A 14,700-nucleotide genomic window follows, 5' to 3' on the forward strand; every position below is an offset into this window, starting at 1 on the left:
GAATCTTCTCACAAGGCACCGGTTATCGCACCTCGTAGGGCGAACCGTCCCCGCGGTCGAAAGCCAGCAGCGCCTCGACGTTGGTGCGCACCATCTGCTCAACGTCCTCGGCAGTGTAGAACGCCATGTGTGGCGAGACGACAACATTGGGCAGAGCCATGAGGATGGCGCGCTCTCGGTTGGCGAGCACGTCATGGCTTCGATCGAGGTAGTAGAGACCGGCCTCATGCTCGATGGTGTCGAGTGCGGCGCCTCCCAAACGCCCCTGTTCGAGTGCGGTGATGAGGGCATCGGTATCGACCAACATACCGCGAGCGGCGTTTATCAGCACCGCGTCGGGCTTCATGAGCGCGAGCTCGGCGGCGCCGATCATGTGGCGGTTTTCTGCGAGTCCAGGTGCATGGAGCGTCACAACGTCGGATTCAGAGAGCAGCTTCTCCAACTCCACGTACTCGGCCATCGCGCGCACGTCGTCACGCGGGAACGGGTCGCATGCCAGCACTCGGCAGCCGAATCCGGCGAGTTCTCGAATCACGCACGATCCGATGGCGCCTGTGCCTACCACGCCCACGGTGCAGGATCCCAAGCTGCGCCCAAGTTTGCCTTCGAGCCCGAAGTTCTGCACTCCGGCATGGCGAAACACCTGCTTGGCGCGGCGGAGGGCCATCAGCATGAGCATGATGGTGTAATCTGCAACGCCTTCGGGCGGATAGGCGGCATGGGCCACGCGCATGCCGAGCGAGCGGGCATGGTCCACATCAATGTGGTCGTAGCCGATGGAGCGCGTGGCGATGGCGCGGATGCCGAGCTCGTGATAGCGGTCGAGGAGCTCGGCCGTCATGGGGTTGGTGATGATGGTGAGCGCGTCCGCGCCGGCGGCGAGCGAGGCGTTCTCCAGCGTGGGATATTCGCTCGTCCAGTCGAACTCGATGTTCAGCTCGTGGCAGGCGCGCTCAAGGTAAGCGAGCTCGTCGAACGGGCGCAGGGCAAACGCGAAGATCTTCATAGCGCTCCTTAGGGCGATTGGATGGATGGTAGAGGCTAGCTGTGCTGCCAGCGCGGGCCGACATACGGCAGGCTGGTGAGCAGCATGGCAGACGTGCCGTCCCATCATAGCGCGGGTGCGCATTGTCATTCCCTTAAGAAGCTCTGTAAAAGTGCCTAACGAGGGGCTTGGTGTTTGCGACACGGCAACTGCGTATTGTCAATTCGGTGGCTAGCGCATTGCAGTTGATTTTCAGGGATGTATCGATGCTGTTCGAGAGTGAGAGAATGAGAGTGGCAGAATATTAGTGGGGGGGGGCTCATGGTTGTTGGGCCTTGACAACATCGACTATTATCGTTTGGAGAATCAAGACGATGTGTCTTCGTGAGCGATTCATTCTGCGGCTTTGGAACCCGGTTCCACAAAGGTCGTCGGCGCGATGGCCGATACCATCTTTGATGGAGCAGAGGGCTACGGATGTCAAGGGCGTGTTTTTCCATAGATGGCGAGGCGGTGTCGAGTGAATCCCTTGTTTAGTGTCATCGTAAATGCATACAACATTGGGGAGTTCATCGATGAAGCTCTAAATTCGCTTCAGTCTCAGAGTTTTACTAATTTTGAGATAGTGTTGGTTGATGATGGTTCTACGGATGACACGAGCGCCAAGCTCGAAGAGTTCGCGCGTCGTCATCCACGCGCATTGCTTCTGAACAAAGGCCATCATGGGCTCTTGCTTGCACGCCGTCTCGGCCTTGCCCATGCGCGGGGTTCGTATATTCTTTTTCTCGATGGGGATGACTGGCTTCATCCTCGGGCGCTTGAACGTTGCGCGTCGGTGATAGAGCAGACCAATGCTGACATTGTTGCATATAGATATTCAAGAGACGAATCCCTATCTCAGGCAGAGGGTCCTTTTGGAGTATCTCCTGGCTTGTATTTCTCTAATAACTATCAAGAGGCTCGGCGTCTTCTGTGCCAAGGACGAATGGTGAGCATTTGGGGAAAAGCCATCCGTCGCTCCTGCATTGATATAGATGCCGACTATTCGTCATATATAGGGCTTACTCAGGCAGAAGATTTTTTTCAGATTCTCCCCATTTTTGATGCGGCATGCTCATTTGTCCTCATACCGGACGTTTTGCACTTCTATCGGAGGAACCAGAATTCCGTTACAAGCCACTTTCGCTTCGGGATGATTCGCGACATCGAGACGGTTGGTAGGCGATTGCGCAAATATGCGGCCTCATGGGGCGATGCGTGTCAGGAGAGCGGCTTGGTGGGAGAGGCCTCGCTATATCTATACGTGCTTGAGATTGCATATAGTGGCGCAGATCGCCATCAGGCACTCAAGGCTTTTTCGCTGATGCGGTCTACGATGATGCGAAACGGTGCCCTTGAAAGGATGCGAGAGGTCCCGCTTCCGCTTAAATGTCGTCCGATTCGGTTCTACCTTTTGCATGATTGTCCGAGGGCGTTGGGTCTTTTTTATGGGTTTCTGCGATGCTTTAAGCAGCAATTGTCATGGATTAGCCAACATATGCGAGTCCTGTTTCCATCAATTATCGATGGCGATGTTTCCTCAGAAAGGCCGAATGGGCAAAGAAGCGGAGCTCGAAGTGCTGATTAAGTTGAAGGTACCGTGAGCATGTTTAGGCTTGAGGAATGCGGAGGCATCCGGAAAAACCTGTTCTTTGCGACGGCGGCTCAGGCGTTGAACCTTGTGTCGGCAGTGCTCACCTCGCTTGTGGTTCCCAAGGCGCTGGGGGTAGGCGATTACGGCTATTGGCAACTGTTCTCGCTCTATTCCGGCTATACCGGGATTGCCATGCTTGGCGTGAACGACGGCCTGGTTCTGCGGTTGGCAGGCAAACATCTCAGCGAGGTCAATTGCCATACGTTTCGCGGCGAGCTGATTTTGGTGGCTTTTTCGCAAACCGTTCTGCTCGCGATACTTGCCGTTCCGCTTGTCGTTGCATGGTGGGGTTCTCCAGAGCGGCTGATTGTAGTGGTGGCGGTGATGGTCAACGGCGTCATATGTAATATAACGACGTTCATGTCGTTTCTGCTCCAAAGCGTTAATCTTACCCATGTTCAGTCCAAGGTCGGTATGGCATGTCGGATTGCGTTTTTTGCGATGCTGCTGGGGCTCTTGTCAGGAGGTGCACTGGGATATGTGCAGCTGATCGTCACGTCGATGCTTTCCCAGTTGGGCTTCCTGGTGCTTGTATGCCTTTACATGCGAAGTCTGCTTAACGGGACGCGCGCGGATTGGAAGGGAGCAATGCGCGACATCATCGCCGACGTACGCTCAGGCTTCAAGGTCATGGTGGCCTATCAAGCAGACCAGCTTATTGTGGGAGTTGCCAGATCAATGGTGGATGCACGATGGGGCGTCGCCGTGTTTGGGGTCTTTTCGTTTTCGACCTCGATTGTCATGTTCTTTCTCTCGTTTGTGTCGCAGTTGTCCACTGTGTTCTTGCCGATGATTCGGCGTTTGGGAGATGGCGGGGCGGCCCGTGCTGTAGGCGAAATGCGGGCGGTGCTCAATGCCGTGCTTCCCCTTGGCTATCTACTCTACTTTCCGGTGCGCCTGCTGATTGCCTGGTGGCTTCCGCAATACTTGGCGAGCGTTGATTTTCTGGCGATTTTGCTGCCCATTTGTTTTTTCGATTGCAAGATGAACCTGCTTTGCGGTACCTACTTTAAGGCGCTCCGGAAGGAGGGTTACCTTCTTGTGGTCAACCTTCTGACGATGTTCGCTTCGAGTTCCCTTGCCGCCATGAGCATTTTTCTGCTCGATAACGTGCATTTGGCGGCGCTGAGCGTCGTCGTTTGTATTGCCGTGCGTAGCGTTGCATCCGAAGCCTTATTACTCCGCCTCTACGGGGTAAGCGTTCGTCGGCAGCTTGCATCAGAAGTTCTCCTTGCAGCTTTCTTTGAGGTGTCGATCGTTCTTTTCGATGCTCCTATTGCCTTCTTAGTGGTGCTAACGCTCTACTACATGGTTAACCGCGACTCCCTTCGAGTGGTTGGGCGTCTCGTCGGGCTGCGTCATGCATAAATCGGTGCAAGCTCCAGGGTTTTATCATCTGAAGTTATTATGCCTGCTACGGGTCCCAGATGACACGTGTTTCCAGAGGAGCTTGAAGTAGCTTGCAGGCAGTGAGGCGCCTTGAGTTGGCCGCCTCTGATTTCAATAAGCGGTTGCGTGAAGGCAGGGTGAAGGGGGCTCAGCCGTCGGGCGATAGCCCGCTTTCATGGGTGGGCGAAGTTGTTCGTGGCGTCACAAAGCGCATCTTTTCGCCCATCGCTTTCGAGCGCATCGGAGCAGGTGCCAAATCTCGTAGAGCAGGTCATTTGTCTGTAAGGCACTAAAAGGGTGACGTATAATGTCGTTATTTACGGATTCAGAAATGTACTCCCTATCCGGGAGTACAGGAGTACCAACCGGAGAAGAGGGGGCTTGGGTGTCCGCCGCAGCAATGCCAGAAGCGAGACCGGATGTTCAAAGCCGATGCAGCTTGGCCGCCGGGCTTTTTTCCATGGGGTGCTGTGCGTTGAAGGCATGCGCGCTAGCGCCTCGTGCATACGCCGGTGGGCGTGAGATGTCCATCTGTGCGGAATTCAGCCTTGTTGTCCGAATCAGTTCCGTTCGATGCTTCCATGCTTTGCGAGGAGCACTATATAAAGTGGCGGAGATGCTGGTTCGCGAAATCCAGGAGCCTGTACCGAGGGTCGTGCTTTCTGTTTTCGCAGACGAGGTGGGCTTGGTCAGCTATCTTGTGCCTCGTCCTGTCCGTCGAGCTTTTGGACTCCCCCTATGACGAGATTATCGCCGCTATGCCCTCGTCACCGATGGTGTCTACGCGGTTAGCGGCTCTACCGCCTCAATTGTGGGCGAGCGCTGCGCGTGCAGACGGGTTTGCTCATGGGCCAGGGGCGCGCAGCCTCAAGATGGATTAGGACGGAGCGTGTGAATAAAATGGAAAATGCTGGAACAAACCCGCTGTTCTCCATAGTTATTCCTGCCTACAATGCGGAGCGATATCTTCAAGAAACGCTTCATTCTGTCGCTTTGCAACAATTTGACGACTTTGAGGCGATTGTCGTTGATGATGGATCCACGGATGGAACCCGCGAAATACTGAGTGGAATTGCTGATTCCAGGCTGCGTTTCAGGGTTCTCCGCCAGGAAAATGCAGGCCCACTCATGGCACGCCGAATAGCGATATCGTACGCACGAGGTGAGTATGTGGTCTTTCTCGACTCAGACGACCTGTTGCGAGACGATGCGCTCATGGTATTAGCTAGGGAGATTGAGCGCACGGGGGCGGACATCGTTTCATTCCCCTTTTCAAGGGTGCCCGACTTCTCGGTTTCACAAAGAGTGAGGCTACGGCCTGGCGAGTATCGCGATAAAAGGTATGCGAAGGTGAAGGAATGCGTCTGTCGTGGGTGCTTCAACAATCTATGCGGCAAAGCCGTGCGGCTTTGCCGCATAGACATGGATTCTGACTATGGGGCGTACAAAGGGCTAGTGCATGGTGAGGACCTCTTCCAGCTGCTTTCCATAATCGATCGATCCGAGAGCCTGGTGCAAATAAATGAGCCGCTATATTATTACCGCGATAACGGATCATCAAGCACGAGCCGTTTTAGAAGGCGGCAGCTCGACGACGTTGTAGTGGTATCGCGCGGACTTACGGAGTACGCAAGCAAATGGGGAGGGGCATGCATCAAGGCTGCTTCTGTCGGAGAGGCAAGCCTGTACATCAGCCTTTTAAATCTGTTGGACAAAGGCGCTGTGTCTCGCGAAGAGAAGATGAGTCTTTATAGGGTCATTCGTTCGACAATGCTCAAAGAAGGGGCTTTTGAACGCTGCAGTATTGCGGTCCAGCGCTTTGATTATTGGCTGATACTTTGCAACCTTAGGCAGGGTCATTTCACAGTGGTTGAAAAACTTATTCGTGCAGCAGGGCTCGCCAGGCGAATCCGTAATCGAAGTGTCCGTGCTTTCATGGTTGGCTGAGCGAAGAATTCGGGTGACCTTGTTGGTGCCAATGAGCTACCCGCATCGTTTGGTTACCCCTCGGACTTCCGATGCTCGCCTCGTCCGAGATGAAGGACGGGGCCAAGGCCGTTCTTCGTCATTCAAAGCAATGAACATCCATCATAATATGCATTTCATCAATTGAGCCATCGCTCCCATCAGGGGTCCTTTTGCTTTATATCGAAGCTTTGTGCTTCACAAAGCTTCCAGTTCAGCGCGGCTGCCAAAGACTTTTGGCATGCTATTTTCGCATGGCTGCACGTACGGTAAAGCGCTTGGGTGCTACAGTGGCCCGGTCTGGTGCCTACGCAGTTGGAGGGAAGGGATCCGCGTGGAACTCGCAAAGCGCATCAAGGAGCATCGCGAGCGGCTGGGGATGTCCCAGGGAGAGCTGGCGAAGGCAGTATTCGTAACACGGAACACGATCTCCAACTGGGAGACGGATCGAACATATCCCGACGTGCAGAGCCTGCTCCTCCTAAGCAATATCTTTGGCGTGAGCATCGATGCGCTGGTGAGGGAGGATTCGCCTGAGATGCGCGAGGCCCTTGCCGTGGGCTCGAAGAGGATGCGTCGTCTTGGAATCATCATGACGGTATTCGGTCTTGCCTGCTTGGTGTGGGTGATAGCCGGAATCATCATGGATCTAGACGTCCCGTGCATCGTGATGCCCGCCGTGGTTCTGTTCGCTCCCGCATCGGTTGCTGCGTTCCGAGTCGACAAGATGCGTCATGACAACCAGCTGTACGCGTACCAGTCGGTGGAGGCGTACCTAGCGGGCGAAGACCCCGATGTGAATAGCCGCTTCAACCAGCGCGCCGGCGAGCACTGGGTCGCGCGGAGGATCGCGCTCACTGTTCTGATGATTATCGTAGGGCTTTGCTGCGGGTGGGGAGCCGCCGGCATCGTCGTCAGATTCATAGGGTGATGGCCCATCGGCGAGAAAGGCTCCGTCCCCGGTTTGCCGCGCGCTTGCGTCGCCTCGCTTCGGCTTGCTTTGCCTCTAGGTCCGAGCCACCTCGTCTCGAGCCAGCCTTCGCTTCGTGGAATCTCCTGGGTGTGGGAAATGCCCAGTGCGATTGCTGCTGTCCATCTACGGAAAGGAACAACCATGGCACACGATCGTTTCGTCGAGGTCTACTCCCAGGGAGTGACCAACGTTCGCAAGATTATTGTCGACACGCAAACCGGGGTGAACTACCTGCTGATGTCTTCCAACATGACGGGCGGTAGCGGCATCACCGTTTTGGTAGACGCCGACGGCAAGCCAGTGGTCACGCCGCTCGACGCAGACGACCCGGTAGCGATGGGCCAGCTGCTCGACAGGGAATAGCTGATGCCGGCGCCCATCGCAACGCGGTGGGCGCTGTATCGCGAGCACCATGCTTGTCGGCTGGCGGCCTGGAAAACGCCTGCGAGTCGCTCTCCGGATGCAAGCGCATACGAGATTGCAACTTTTGGGCACTTTATCGAGAGGGCCCCGAGTATAAGCCGGGTTTGCTAATGGCCATCAACCGTTCTACCAGCGCTTTTCTTTCGGGCAATTTTGCTTGCACTCGGCGGTGCGCACGTTAAGTGCCCAAAAGTTGAAACCTTGTAAGAGGAGGGGGCATTGGGGCGCGTGGTTGGTAAATCGCGCGGCCGGTATGTCTATGTGCGCTCGATGTATTGAAGAGAGGGAGGTTGGGGCGTCAGCCGTCCCATGCTTGACCTTTCCGCTGCGGCAAGGTGCACTATGGTTGCAGGGAGGTGTGGCATGGGAAAACGAGGTATGGGGCGCAGCGACGCGAGCTATACGGTGGGCCAGTTGGCCAAGCTCGCCGGCGTGAGCGCGCGCACGCTCAGGTACTACGAGGAGGAGGGGCTACTCCGTCCTTCGCGCGCGGAGAGCGGGTATCGTGTGTACGCCGCCAGCGATGCCAAGCGCTTGGCGTACATCCTGTCCATGCGGGCCTGCGGCTTGCCGGTGGCTACGATTCACAGCTTGCTAGAGAACGATGAGGGAGATCTCCGCCATGTGCTCCATGCGCACCTTCTTACTCTGAGCGCGCAGAGAGATTCGCTGGACGAGGCGATTGAACGCACGGAAGCGGCAATTGCCACAATCGAAAGGATCGAGCAGATGAACGAGAACGATGCCTTCGAGGCGCTGAAGGGCGAAAGGATCGCGGAGAACGAGCGTGCGTATGGTCACGAGGCACGGGCGCGCTGGGGCGATGAAGCGGTAGATGCGGCGAATGAGCGCTTGCGGGCCGCTTCGCGCGAGGAATGGGATTCGCTCGAGCAGCTGGGCGATGAAATTAACAGGCAGCTCGCGATTGCCATGGCAACGGGTGACCCGGCGAGCGAGGAAGCGCGGCGGCTCGCGCACATGCATGCACAGTGGATCGAGGGGCATTGGGGTGCCGGGCGCTACACGCCCGAGGCGCATCGAGGCTTGGCGCAGATGTACCTGGCCGACGACCGATTCCGCTCGTATTACGACGATGCTGCCGGCGCGGGGGCAACGGAGTTCCTCGTCAAGGTGCTCGAGGCCTACCTGTTATAGCTTGGCATCACGGTATGGTGAAGCGCCCGCTACTCCACATCGTCACCGATTTCGCCCTGCAGGCGGATCTTGTAGGATAGCTTGACCACGAGCAGGGCCACCGAGAGAAACACGAGCGTTGCGGCAGCTGCTGCCATGGACTCAAGGCTCACGAGCGCCCCGGCGAAGATGGCGATCACAGCGAGCGCGGGCATGATCTGGATGAACGTCCTCGCAACTTCCCGCTCCATGTGAGCCTGGAGCTCGTCGTTCTCCTTTGCGTGGAGGCGGCGAAGCGCCCGGTCGTCTGAAAGCGCGCGGCGCAGGTCAACGATGATTTTGATGGAAATGGTCAAAATGGGACGGGTCTGTTTTGACTCATTCGGGCGAGAACCAGGGCCGATCGTTCGCCCAGCGAACCAACTTCCAGGAATGACGCCGCCGGAGGAGCGCCGGCGCGGCGGTCGCCGGGGATGGCTTTACGACGGCTATGACCGTAGGATCTTTTCCATGGCGCGCCCGCGAGCGAGCTCATCTACCAATTTGTCCAGATAGCGCGCATTCTGCTCGACCGGATCTTTAATCGCAGAGACGTCTACGCCGCAGATTTTGCCGGTGATAAGGGAACGATTGGGATTGAGCCGCGGCGCTGACGCGAAGAACTGCTCGTAGGTGGCATCCGCTTCAAGCTGTGCCTGAAGCCCCGCCGCATCGTATCCGGTAAGCCAGGAGAGAACTTGGTCGACCTCCTCCTTAGTACGGCCCTTGCGTTCGGCCTTCTGCACGAGCAGTGGATAGACCTTGGCAAACGACATCTGCGCAATCTGCATGCGAGCCATGGCAGTTCCTTTCAGTCAAGGCGGGCCGAGCCGAGCCGGCGGGGCAAGCCGGGCCGAGCCGGCGGGGCAAGCCGGGCCGAGCCGGGACCAAGGCGAGCCGAGCCGGGACGGGGTCATCGCCCTTCATCCTGAGGAGAATCAAGGCTGTCCGTCAAGCGTACCATGCGCGTACGAGCCCTTTCCATCGGAGGGTACGGGTTGTGACGTTCATTTCTAGTGTCAGCGATGCTTCTTTCTTCTTAATTCGTGCTTCTGTTTGCTATTTCAGCGGGCCCTGAAACAGCTCTTGGTGCGATCCCATGCGCACAAGCCTGATAACAGGGTTGGAGCGGTGGCGCATGAATAGGACAAGGACGTCAACCATGCCGTCGGCGAGATGGAACTCCATGTGCCCGTTGTAGTTTCCTCCCGGATTGGCAAGCTGGTGAAGCCGGTACATTGCGGGAAGCGTTCCCGTGGCGGCAAGTTCTCGAAGAGCGGCTCTGAGTTCCGATTTTAATGCAGGGTGTTTTCGCATCACCTGCCGATAGTCGGCGATAAATTGCGGCTCAGGTTTCAGCTCGAACATGTTTACGCCTCGTCAAGGTAAGCGAGAAGGTCATCGACGTCGGTGAAAGCCGGCGTATCATCGGGAATGATGCCGAGTTCCCTTGCTTCGGCTGCCACCATTGCGCGACGTGTTGCCTCGTTTGGCGCGGGATCGGGCGCTTCGATATCGAATGGAATGCGGCGCTTGATGATGAGCTGACGGGCAGCAAGATTGAAGTACCCGCTGAGCGAAAGACCAAGGCTGTCGAGGATTTCCGTTGTTTCTTGCTTGACGATATCATCCAGAGTAATAGTTGTCGTTGCCATAGCAATCACCTCAGCTATATAGAAGATATATCGAATATACCTCATTCATATGTATATATACATCACTTCTGAACTTAAGTGAGAGATTATGGATCCCATTATTGACCAATGCTCAATCGAGGACTACCATGAGGCCTGACAAGGAGGCGATGGTATGGCCCGAACGGTTAAAGATCCCGAGGAGCGCAGACGCGAGCTTTTGGCATGCGCCATGCGGCTGTTTGCCGAGAAAGGCTATGACAACGTGTCGGTTCGTGCGGTCGCGCGGGAGGCGGGCGTGGCATCGGGGCTCGCGTACCACTATTTCGATTCCAAGCAGGCGCTCTTTGATGCGGCGATTGAGGAGTACGCACGCCAGTGCGCGGAACGGTTCTGCTCGATTTTTGCCGACCGCTCGCTCTCGCTGGATGAGCAGCTTGACCTGGCCTTCGACCTGGGAACTAAGAGGGAAGCGTTCCCGTATGCCGATTTCTTCCATGCGAGCGAGCACGGTGCGCTTCACGAGAGGCTCTCTCTTGGCATCTGCGAAGCGGTGCGGCCCAGCCTGACCGCTGCGCTCGAGCGCGATGCGGCAACGCGCGGCATGCCGGCGCCCGATGCCGAGATGCTTGCCGGAATGCTCGTATACGGAAGCATCGGGCTTGCGTCGGATGGGCACGAGTTGGGTGAGCAGACGAGGCGGGCGGCGCGCCGCTACGTAGCGGCCCTTATGAAGGAGTTCCGGCACATCGGCGAGCGCAAAGGATAGGAGATTTGCCCGAGTCCTTAGGCTTGGGCTTTTCTTGCACGTAATGATTGAGCAATGTTCAACAGAAAGGATGAGAGATGGACGAGGGTATCGACAGACAGGCGGGCGTGGGCGGAGCAGCGGACTCGGGGCAGCTCGACGCACGCGAGGAGAAGGGCGAAATGCCAGCCCCACAGCGACTCAATGCGCGCGGGCGCGGGGGAGATGCGCCAGCCTCGCGGCGATCTAGCGCGCGCGGGCGCAAGGGAGAAGCGCCGGCCCCGCAGCGGTTCAGCGCGCAGGGGCGCAGGAGCAGCAAGCTCGCTCCGGAGCAGCTCAAAGCTCGTTCAAAAGCGGCTTTTGACGAGCAAGCGCCGATATACGACGAGGGTATGCAAGGGGACCATGCCCGAGCGCTCTATCCCTGCATTCTCGAGGAAGCGCGCCGAGCGATGGAAAGTATTCCCGTTCCAAGCGTGCTGGACGTGGGCTGTGGTACCGGGATGCTGTCCGAGCGGCTACTAGGCGCATTCCCTTCCTGCCGCCTTGCCGGCGTCGATCTTTCGCCTGCCATGGTAGAGCGTGCACGGGCACGCCTTGCGGGCAGGGCGGAGGTCCGCGAGGCCGATGCGGAGCGTCTGCCCTTTCATGATGGAGCCTTCGACCTTGTGGTATGCAATGATTCGTTTCATCACTATCCCGATCCAGACCGTGCGGCGTTTCAGATGTGGCGCGTTCTCAGAAAAGGCGGGGCGCTGGTACTGGGCGACGTGTGGCAGCCAGCGCCCGCACGCGCGGTGATGAATGCCTGGATGCCGTTCTCTCACGAGGGGGACGTGCGCATCTACTCGGAGGCGGAGCTCCGCACGATTCTGGGCACATGGTTCCAGCGAGTGCGCTGGAGCCGGATTGGGCTCACGGGGTGCCTTGTGGTCGCAAGCAAGGGCTAAATGCCTGAACTGCGGAACAATCGACCATGTGCCAGCATGTCGCGCCATCAGGCTCCAAGATAGTCGAGGACCGGTTTCAGGTAAGCGCGGTTCGTGCCGTCGAATCCTTGCTTCATGGACTCGAGGGCAAAGGCGATGCGCGGATCGGTTTCGGCTGCTTTGGCCTGCATGCGGAAGAACGCCCGCATGGCCAGCTTGTCGAGCGTGCAAAGCCGGTCAAAATCAAAGCCGCCCTGGCAATAGAAGTGCTTGAGCGCGGAGTACCGCTCGCGGGGAAAGGCGCGCTCAAACGCCTCGTCGGTATCGCTCTGCGGCCAGTCTTCGCTCGGCATGGGGTACGCGCCCACGCCGACGACGACATAGCGTTTGCCCGGCTGCGCATCCATGAGGCCGCGCAGCCATTTCGCGCCCTTGAGCCCGCCGGCATGGAACCAGCTGAGGAAGACGAGCGTATCGGCGCCGGACGTCGCCGCCTCGTCGCGCCTCTCGAATGGAAGGGATTCCGTGCCGAGCGACTCAGCGAGCCATCGAGCATAGGTCCTGGTGTACCCCGTTTGGGAGCAGTAGACGACGGCGGTGCTCATGCGCGCTCCTTTCGAATGCGGTGCTCACTTTGGAATGCGTCGAGGTGCTTGGCGATAAACCGGCGGGCGTCGTCCCACGGCATCTCCTCTGAGAGCGCTAGGAACACCGCTCCGTGGAATTGCCGGGCGGCAAGCTCCGTATCGCAGGGACCGAGGTATCCGCGTGCGATGAGCTGGGCGAAAATCGCTCCTTGCAGCTGGATTGGCCTCGTGATGAATATCGTGCGGTAGAGTTGGGAGATGCTTGGGTCGGCGTGTCGCTCCGCTTCGAGGATGTGCCGCAGCTTGATGATGGCCGGATCTGAAAAGAACGGCTCGTAGCTGGCGAGGACGGTCGAGAGCAGCTGGTTGGGGTCGTCGGTTGCATATGCTGCCGTGCTGTCCTCGGGATGAGCGAGGGCCTGGTGGCTGCGCAGCAGGCTTGTGAGCCGCTCGAGCTGCAACGAGACCGTCGCGTCGAACAGGTCGCGTTTGCTGGAGAAATGGTTGTAGAGAGAAGCATCCTTCATCCCCGCCCCATGGGCGATGTCGCGCATGGTCGAGGCGGTGTAGCCCTTTTCCGCGAATAGGTCGAGCGCTCGCTCGCAGATAAGGGCCTTGGTGTCGCGCGTTGGTCCCGCTGGCCGTCCCATGCCACTCCTTTCTTAAACTATCAACTATTAGTTTATTGGGAAAGGCGTGCGAGTCAAGGGAATGCCGGGGTAGGTGCGCACGGCCTTGCTAAACGGTGCGCATGGCCGAGCGGAGCCCATGGCCGAGCGGAGCCCGTCGCCGGACGGCGCACGTGGCAGAGTGGCCTATATGGTTGAGCGGCTCGCATGGCCGAGTGACCTATGTAGCCGAGCGGCGTCCATGGCCGATCGGGTTCAAAAACTTGACGAGTGCTGCGCACAACTTTGCCGAAGTTACGCATTTCCGGGCACTCAGCAAGTTTGTGCGCAGCACTCGACAAGTTTTTGCGCACTGATGCTTGGGATGGGGCCGCGACATGAGCTGGCTCGCTGCCGGGGCGGTACTGGTAGCCGGCCTGCTGCCGGGGGTGGCGTCGCAGGCTGCACATAACCGGCAGGGAGCGCTGTACCGGTTAGGTTCCCTCGCCCGCGCCATCGCCATCAACCGGCGCTCCATCGGCAATGCGAACGTTTATGGGACTGAGTGCAAAACGATCGAGTCTATGAACCGAGCGCGATACCGCCGAGCCAGCCCCAGCGCGGTTCGGCCATGACTCCGTATACCGACGTCCACAACTCGAGTGGGGCGTCTGCGAGGTGTCCGTCCGTGCAATGCCGCACACGGCTGTCGCCAAGATAAAGACCAACATGACCCCATGAGCGCCCGCCCGCGCCATAGGGGTGTGCGGGTACGGCGACGATCATGCCCACGCGAAGACATCGCGTGTCGGAGCTTTGGCACCAGGCGTGATAGAGGGCGGACGCATCGCCGGTAACTACGCCGAGCCCCATGCGGAGGAAGACGCGCTCAACCCAGGCGGCGCATTGGTCCGCCTCTGCTGCGGGCGTGGCGTGGGCAAGGGCAACGAGGTCGCGCTGACGTGCGGAGGCATCCATGAGTGCTTGCGGCTTGCGTTCGGGATCGATGGCGCGCCATGCCGGTTGGTGGTAGATGGTGAGTGGTTCTGCCTCTATTACGTTTTGCTGTTGTGCGTCACACGTGTGTTCGAAGTGCTGGTGGTTACGGTTGCGATTGCGACGGGTGCCATCAGGTGCTTGCATGAGCAGCCCGCGCTCTGCGAGCATGGCGAGCGTCCTTCGGCGCAAAGCCTCCTCTCGTGAACCGTGCAGGCCGGGCGAGCGCGTTTCAGCGTTCTCCCCGCAGCGCACATCATGCGTTAGCGCATTGCCCGAATCGTGCACACCCGGTGTGTGCGTTTCATCAGCCGGCAGGGGCTCGCGCATGGGGGCCTCGGTCCGGTGTGTGGCAGGATGCAGTGACATGGCTCTCGCTTCGCTCGACATTCGGGGCGTGAGCCCAGGCTAACGGAACGGTTCTAACTTTATCTTCGGGCCGATCGGGATTGCAACTTTTGGGCACTTTGGGGCGGAGGGCCCGGGTAGCCATGCCGCGTCCGGGAGAGGCCGGCCGCCTGAGCTGCGCCTTTCCCTCCCCCTCGCTCGCCCGTACTCGCCCGCAGTGCGGGTAAGTGCCCAAAAGTGAAATCTCTC

General features: G+C 58.4%; 16 protein-coding genes. 8 read left to right on the plus strand and 8 right to left on the minus strand.

Annotated elements, in window-relative coordinates:
- Nucleotides 1–22: 22 nt before the first annotated feature.
- The gene (locus GJE22_RS01765; RefSeq protein WP_144687216.1) at nucleotides 23–1,006 is read right to left on the minus strand and encodes a D-isomer specific 2-hydroxyacid dehydrogenase family protein; all 984 of its coding nucleotides are present in this window, start codon (nucleotides 1,004–1,006) and stop codon (nucleotides 23–25) included.
- A gap of 499 nt (nucleotides 1,007–1,505) precedes the next feature.
- Here GJE22_RS01765 and GJE22_RS01770 point away from each other — a divergent pair, with 499 nt between their 5' ends.
- The 6 genes from GJE22_RS01770 (at nucleotide 1,506) to GJE22_RS01795 (ending at nucleotide 8,583) form a co-directional block, all read left to right on the plus strand.
- Nucleotides 1,506–2,612 carry a glycosyltransferase family 2 protein gene (locus GJE22_RS01770; RefSeq protein ID WP_186297345.1) on the plus strand — a complete coding sequence of 369 codons (1,107 nt, stop codon included), beginning with the start codon at nucleotides 1,506–1,508 and terminating at the stop codon, nucleotides 2,610–2,612.
- Between the two features lie 18 nt (nucleotides 2,613–2,630).
- The gene (locus GJE22_RS01775) at nucleotides 2,631–4,046 is read left to right on the plus strand and encodes a lipopolysaccharide biosynthesis protein (protein WP_144687214.1); all 1,416 of its coding nucleotides are present in this window, start codon (nucleotides 2,631–2,633) and stop codon (nucleotides 4,044–4,046) included.
- Nucleotides 4,047–4,967: 921 nt separating this feature from the next.
- A complete protein-coding gene (locus GJE22_RS01780) occupies nucleotides 4,968–6,014 on the plus strand; it encodes a glycosyltransferase family 2 protein (protein ID WP_235895746.1) in 1,047 nt (348 codons plus the stop codon).
- 352 nt (nucleotides 6,015–6,366) lie between these two features.
- Entirely contained in the window at nucleotides 6,367–6,963 is a 597-nt protein-coding gene (locus GJE22_RS01785; RefSeq protein WP_144687212.1) for a helix-turn-helix domain-containing protein, read from the plus strand.
- A 183-nt stretch (nucleotides 6,964–7,146) separates the two neighbouring features.
- Entirely contained in the window at nucleotides 7,147–7,368 is a 222-nt protein-coding gene (locus GJE22_RS01790; protein ID WP_087186569.1) for a DUF6440 family protein, read from the plus strand.
- Between the two features lie 423 nt (nucleotides 7,369–7,791).
- Nucleotides 7,792–8,583, plus strand: coding sequence for a MerR family transcriptional regulator (locus GJE22_RS01795; protein WP_235895718.1), 792 nt, complete (start codon nucleotides 7,792–7,794; stop codon nucleotides 8,581–8,583).
- Nucleotides 8,584–8,612: 29 nt separating this feature from the next.
- Here GJE22_RS01795 and GJE22_RS01800 read toward each other — a convergent pair whose 3' ends face one another.
- From GJE22_RS01800 to GJE22_RS01815, 4 genes are all read right to left on the minus strand, one after another.
- Nucleotides 8,613–8,918: a hypothetical protein gene (locus GJE22_RS01800; protein WP_144687211.1), complete on the minus strand. Its 306-nt coding sequence runs from the start codon at nucleotides 8,916–8,918 to the stop codon at nucleotides 8,613–8,615.
- A gap of 132 nt (nucleotides 8,919–9,050) precedes the next feature.
- A complete protein-coding gene (locus tag GJE22_RS01805; protein WP_144687210.1) occupies nucleotides 9,051–9,401 on the minus strand; it encodes a DUF2200 domain-containing protein in 351 nt (116 codons plus the stop codon).
- A 259-nt stretch (nucleotides 9,402–9,660) separates the two neighbouring features.
- Complete coding sequence (locus GJE22_RS01810; RefSeq protein WP_144687209.1) at nucleotides 9,661–9,969, minus strand: type II toxin-antitoxin system RelE/ParE family toxin; 309 nt, start codon at nucleotides 9,967–9,969, stop codon at nucleotides 9,661–9,663.
- Nucleotides 9,970–9,971: 2 nt separating this feature from the next.
- Entirely contained in the window at nucleotides 9,972–10,256 is a 285-nt protein-coding gene (locus GJE22_RS01815) for a type II toxin-antitoxin system RelB/DinJ family antitoxin (RefSeq protein WP_144687208.1), read from the minus strand.
- A 154-nt stretch (nucleotides 10,257–10,410) separates the two neighbouring features.
- Here GJE22_RS01815 and GJE22_RS01820 point away from each other — a divergent pair, with 154 nt between their 5' ends.
- Together GJE22_RS01820 and GJE22_RS01825 are read left to right on the plus strand one after the other, a co-directional pair.
- Nucleotides 10,411–11,004: a TetR/AcrR family transcriptional regulator gene (locus GJE22_RS01820; RefSeq protein ID WP_144687207.1), complete on the plus strand. Its 594-nt coding sequence runs from the start codon at nucleotides 10,411–10,413 to the stop codon at nucleotides 11,002–11,004.
- Nucleotides 11,005–11,081: 77 nt separating this feature from the next.
- Nucleotides 11,082–11,933: a class I SAM-dependent methyltransferase gene (locus tag GJE22_RS01825; RefSeq protein WP_218957869.1), complete on the plus strand. Its 852-nt coding sequence runs from the start codon at nucleotides 11,082–11,084 to the stop codon at nucleotides 11,931–11,933.
- Between the two features lie 47 nt (nucleotides 11,934–11,980).
- Here the strand turns inward: GJE22_RS01825 and GJE22_RS01830 are convergent, their stop codons facing one another.
- The 3 genes from GJE22_RS01830 to GJE22_RS01840 all read right to left on the minus strand — a co-directional run bounded on the left by GJE22_RS01830 (nucleotide 11,981) and on the right by GJE22_RS01840 (nucleotide 14,274).
- Nucleotides 11,981–12,517 carry a flavodoxin family protein gene (locus tag GJE22_RS01830; protein WP_144687206.1) on the minus strand — a complete coding sequence of 179 codons (537 nt, stop codon included), beginning with the start codon at nucleotides 12,515–12,517 and terminating at the stop codon, nucleotides 11,981–11,983.
- Nucleotides 12,514–13,149, minus strand: a complete 636-nt coding sequence (locus GJE22_RS01835) for a TetR/AcrR family transcriptional regulator (protein ID WP_144687205.1) — start codon at nucleotides 13,147–13,149, stop codon at nucleotides 12,514–12,516. Before GJE22_RS01835 ends, GJE22_RS01830 begins: the two co-directional genes overlap by 4 nt.
- Nucleotides 13,150–13,689: 540 nt before the next feature.
- The gene (locus GJE22_RS01840; protein ID WP_144687204.1) at nucleotides 13,690–14,274 is read right to left on the minus strand and encodes a hypothetical protein; all 585 of its coding nucleotides are present in this window, start codon (nucleotides 14,272–14,274) and stop codon (nucleotides 13,690–13,692) included.
- Nucleotides 14,275–14,700: the final 426 nt, after the last annotated feature.

The sequence above is a fragment of the Enorma shizhengliae genome (assembly GCF_009676995.1).
Lineage (GTDB): Bacteria > Actinomycetota > Coriobacteriia > Coriobacteriales > Coriobacteriaceae > Enorma > Enorma massiliensis.

What these genes read in the sequence shown, in the direction of transcription:
- GJE22_RS01765 (WP_144687216.1), bottom strand. Translation starts at nt 1,006, where the DNA reads ATGAAGATCTTCGCGTTTGCCCTGCGCCCGTTCGACGAGCTCGCTTAC.
- GJE22_RS01775 (WP_144687214.1), top strand. Translation starts at nt 2,631, where the DNA reads ATGTTTAGGCTTGAGGAATGCGGAGGCATCCGGAAAAACCTGTTCTTT.
- GJE22_RS01780 (WP_235895746.1), top strand. Translation starts at nt 4,968, where the DNA reads ATGGAAAATGCTGGAACAAACCCGCTGTTCTCCATAGTTATTCCTGCC.
- GJE22_RS01790 (WP_087186569.1), top strand. Translation starts at nt 7,147, where the DNA reads ATGGCACACGATCGTTTCGTCGAGGTCTACTCCCAGGGAGTGACCAAC.
- GJE22_RS01795 (WP_235895718.1), top strand. Translation starts at nt 7,792, where the DNA reads ATGGGAAAACGAGGTATGGGGCGCAGCGACGCGAGCTATACGGTGGGC.
- GJE22_RS01805 (WP_144687210.1), bottom strand. Translation starts at nt 9,401, where the DNA reads ATGGCTCGCATGCAGATTGCGCAGATGTCGTTTGCCAAGGTCTATCCA.
- GJE22_RS01810 (WP_144687209.1), bottom strand. Translation starts at nt 9,969, where the DNA reads ATGTTCGAGCTGAAACCTGAGCCGCAATTTATCGCCGACTATCGGCAG.
- GJE22_RS01815 (WP_144687208.1), bottom strand. Translation starts at nt 10,256, where the DNA reads ATGGCAACGACAACTATTACTCTGGATGATATCGTCAAGCAAGAAACA.
- GJE22_RS01820 (WP_144687207.1), top strand. Translation starts at nt 10,411, where the DNA reads ATGGCCCGAACGGTTAAAGATCCCGAGGAGCGCAGACGCGAGCTTTTG.
- GJE22_RS01825 (WP_218957869.1), top strand. Translation starts at nt 11,082, where the DNA reads ATGGACGAGGGTATCGACAGACAGGCGGGCGTGGGCGGAGCAGCGGAC.
- GJE22_RS01830 (WP_144687206.1), bottom strand. Translation starts at nt 12,517, where the DNA reads ATGAGCACCGCCGTCGTCTACTGCTCCCAAACGGGGTACACCAGGACC.
- GJE22_RS01835 (WP_144687205.1), bottom strand. Translation starts at nt 13,149, where the DNA reads ATGGGACGGCCAGCGGGACCAACGCGCGACACCAAGGCCCTTATCTGC.
- GJE22_RS01840 (WP_144687204.1), bottom strand. Translation starts at nt 14,274, where the DNA reads ATGCTCGCAGAGCGCGGGCTGCTCATGCAAGCACCTGATGGCACCCGT.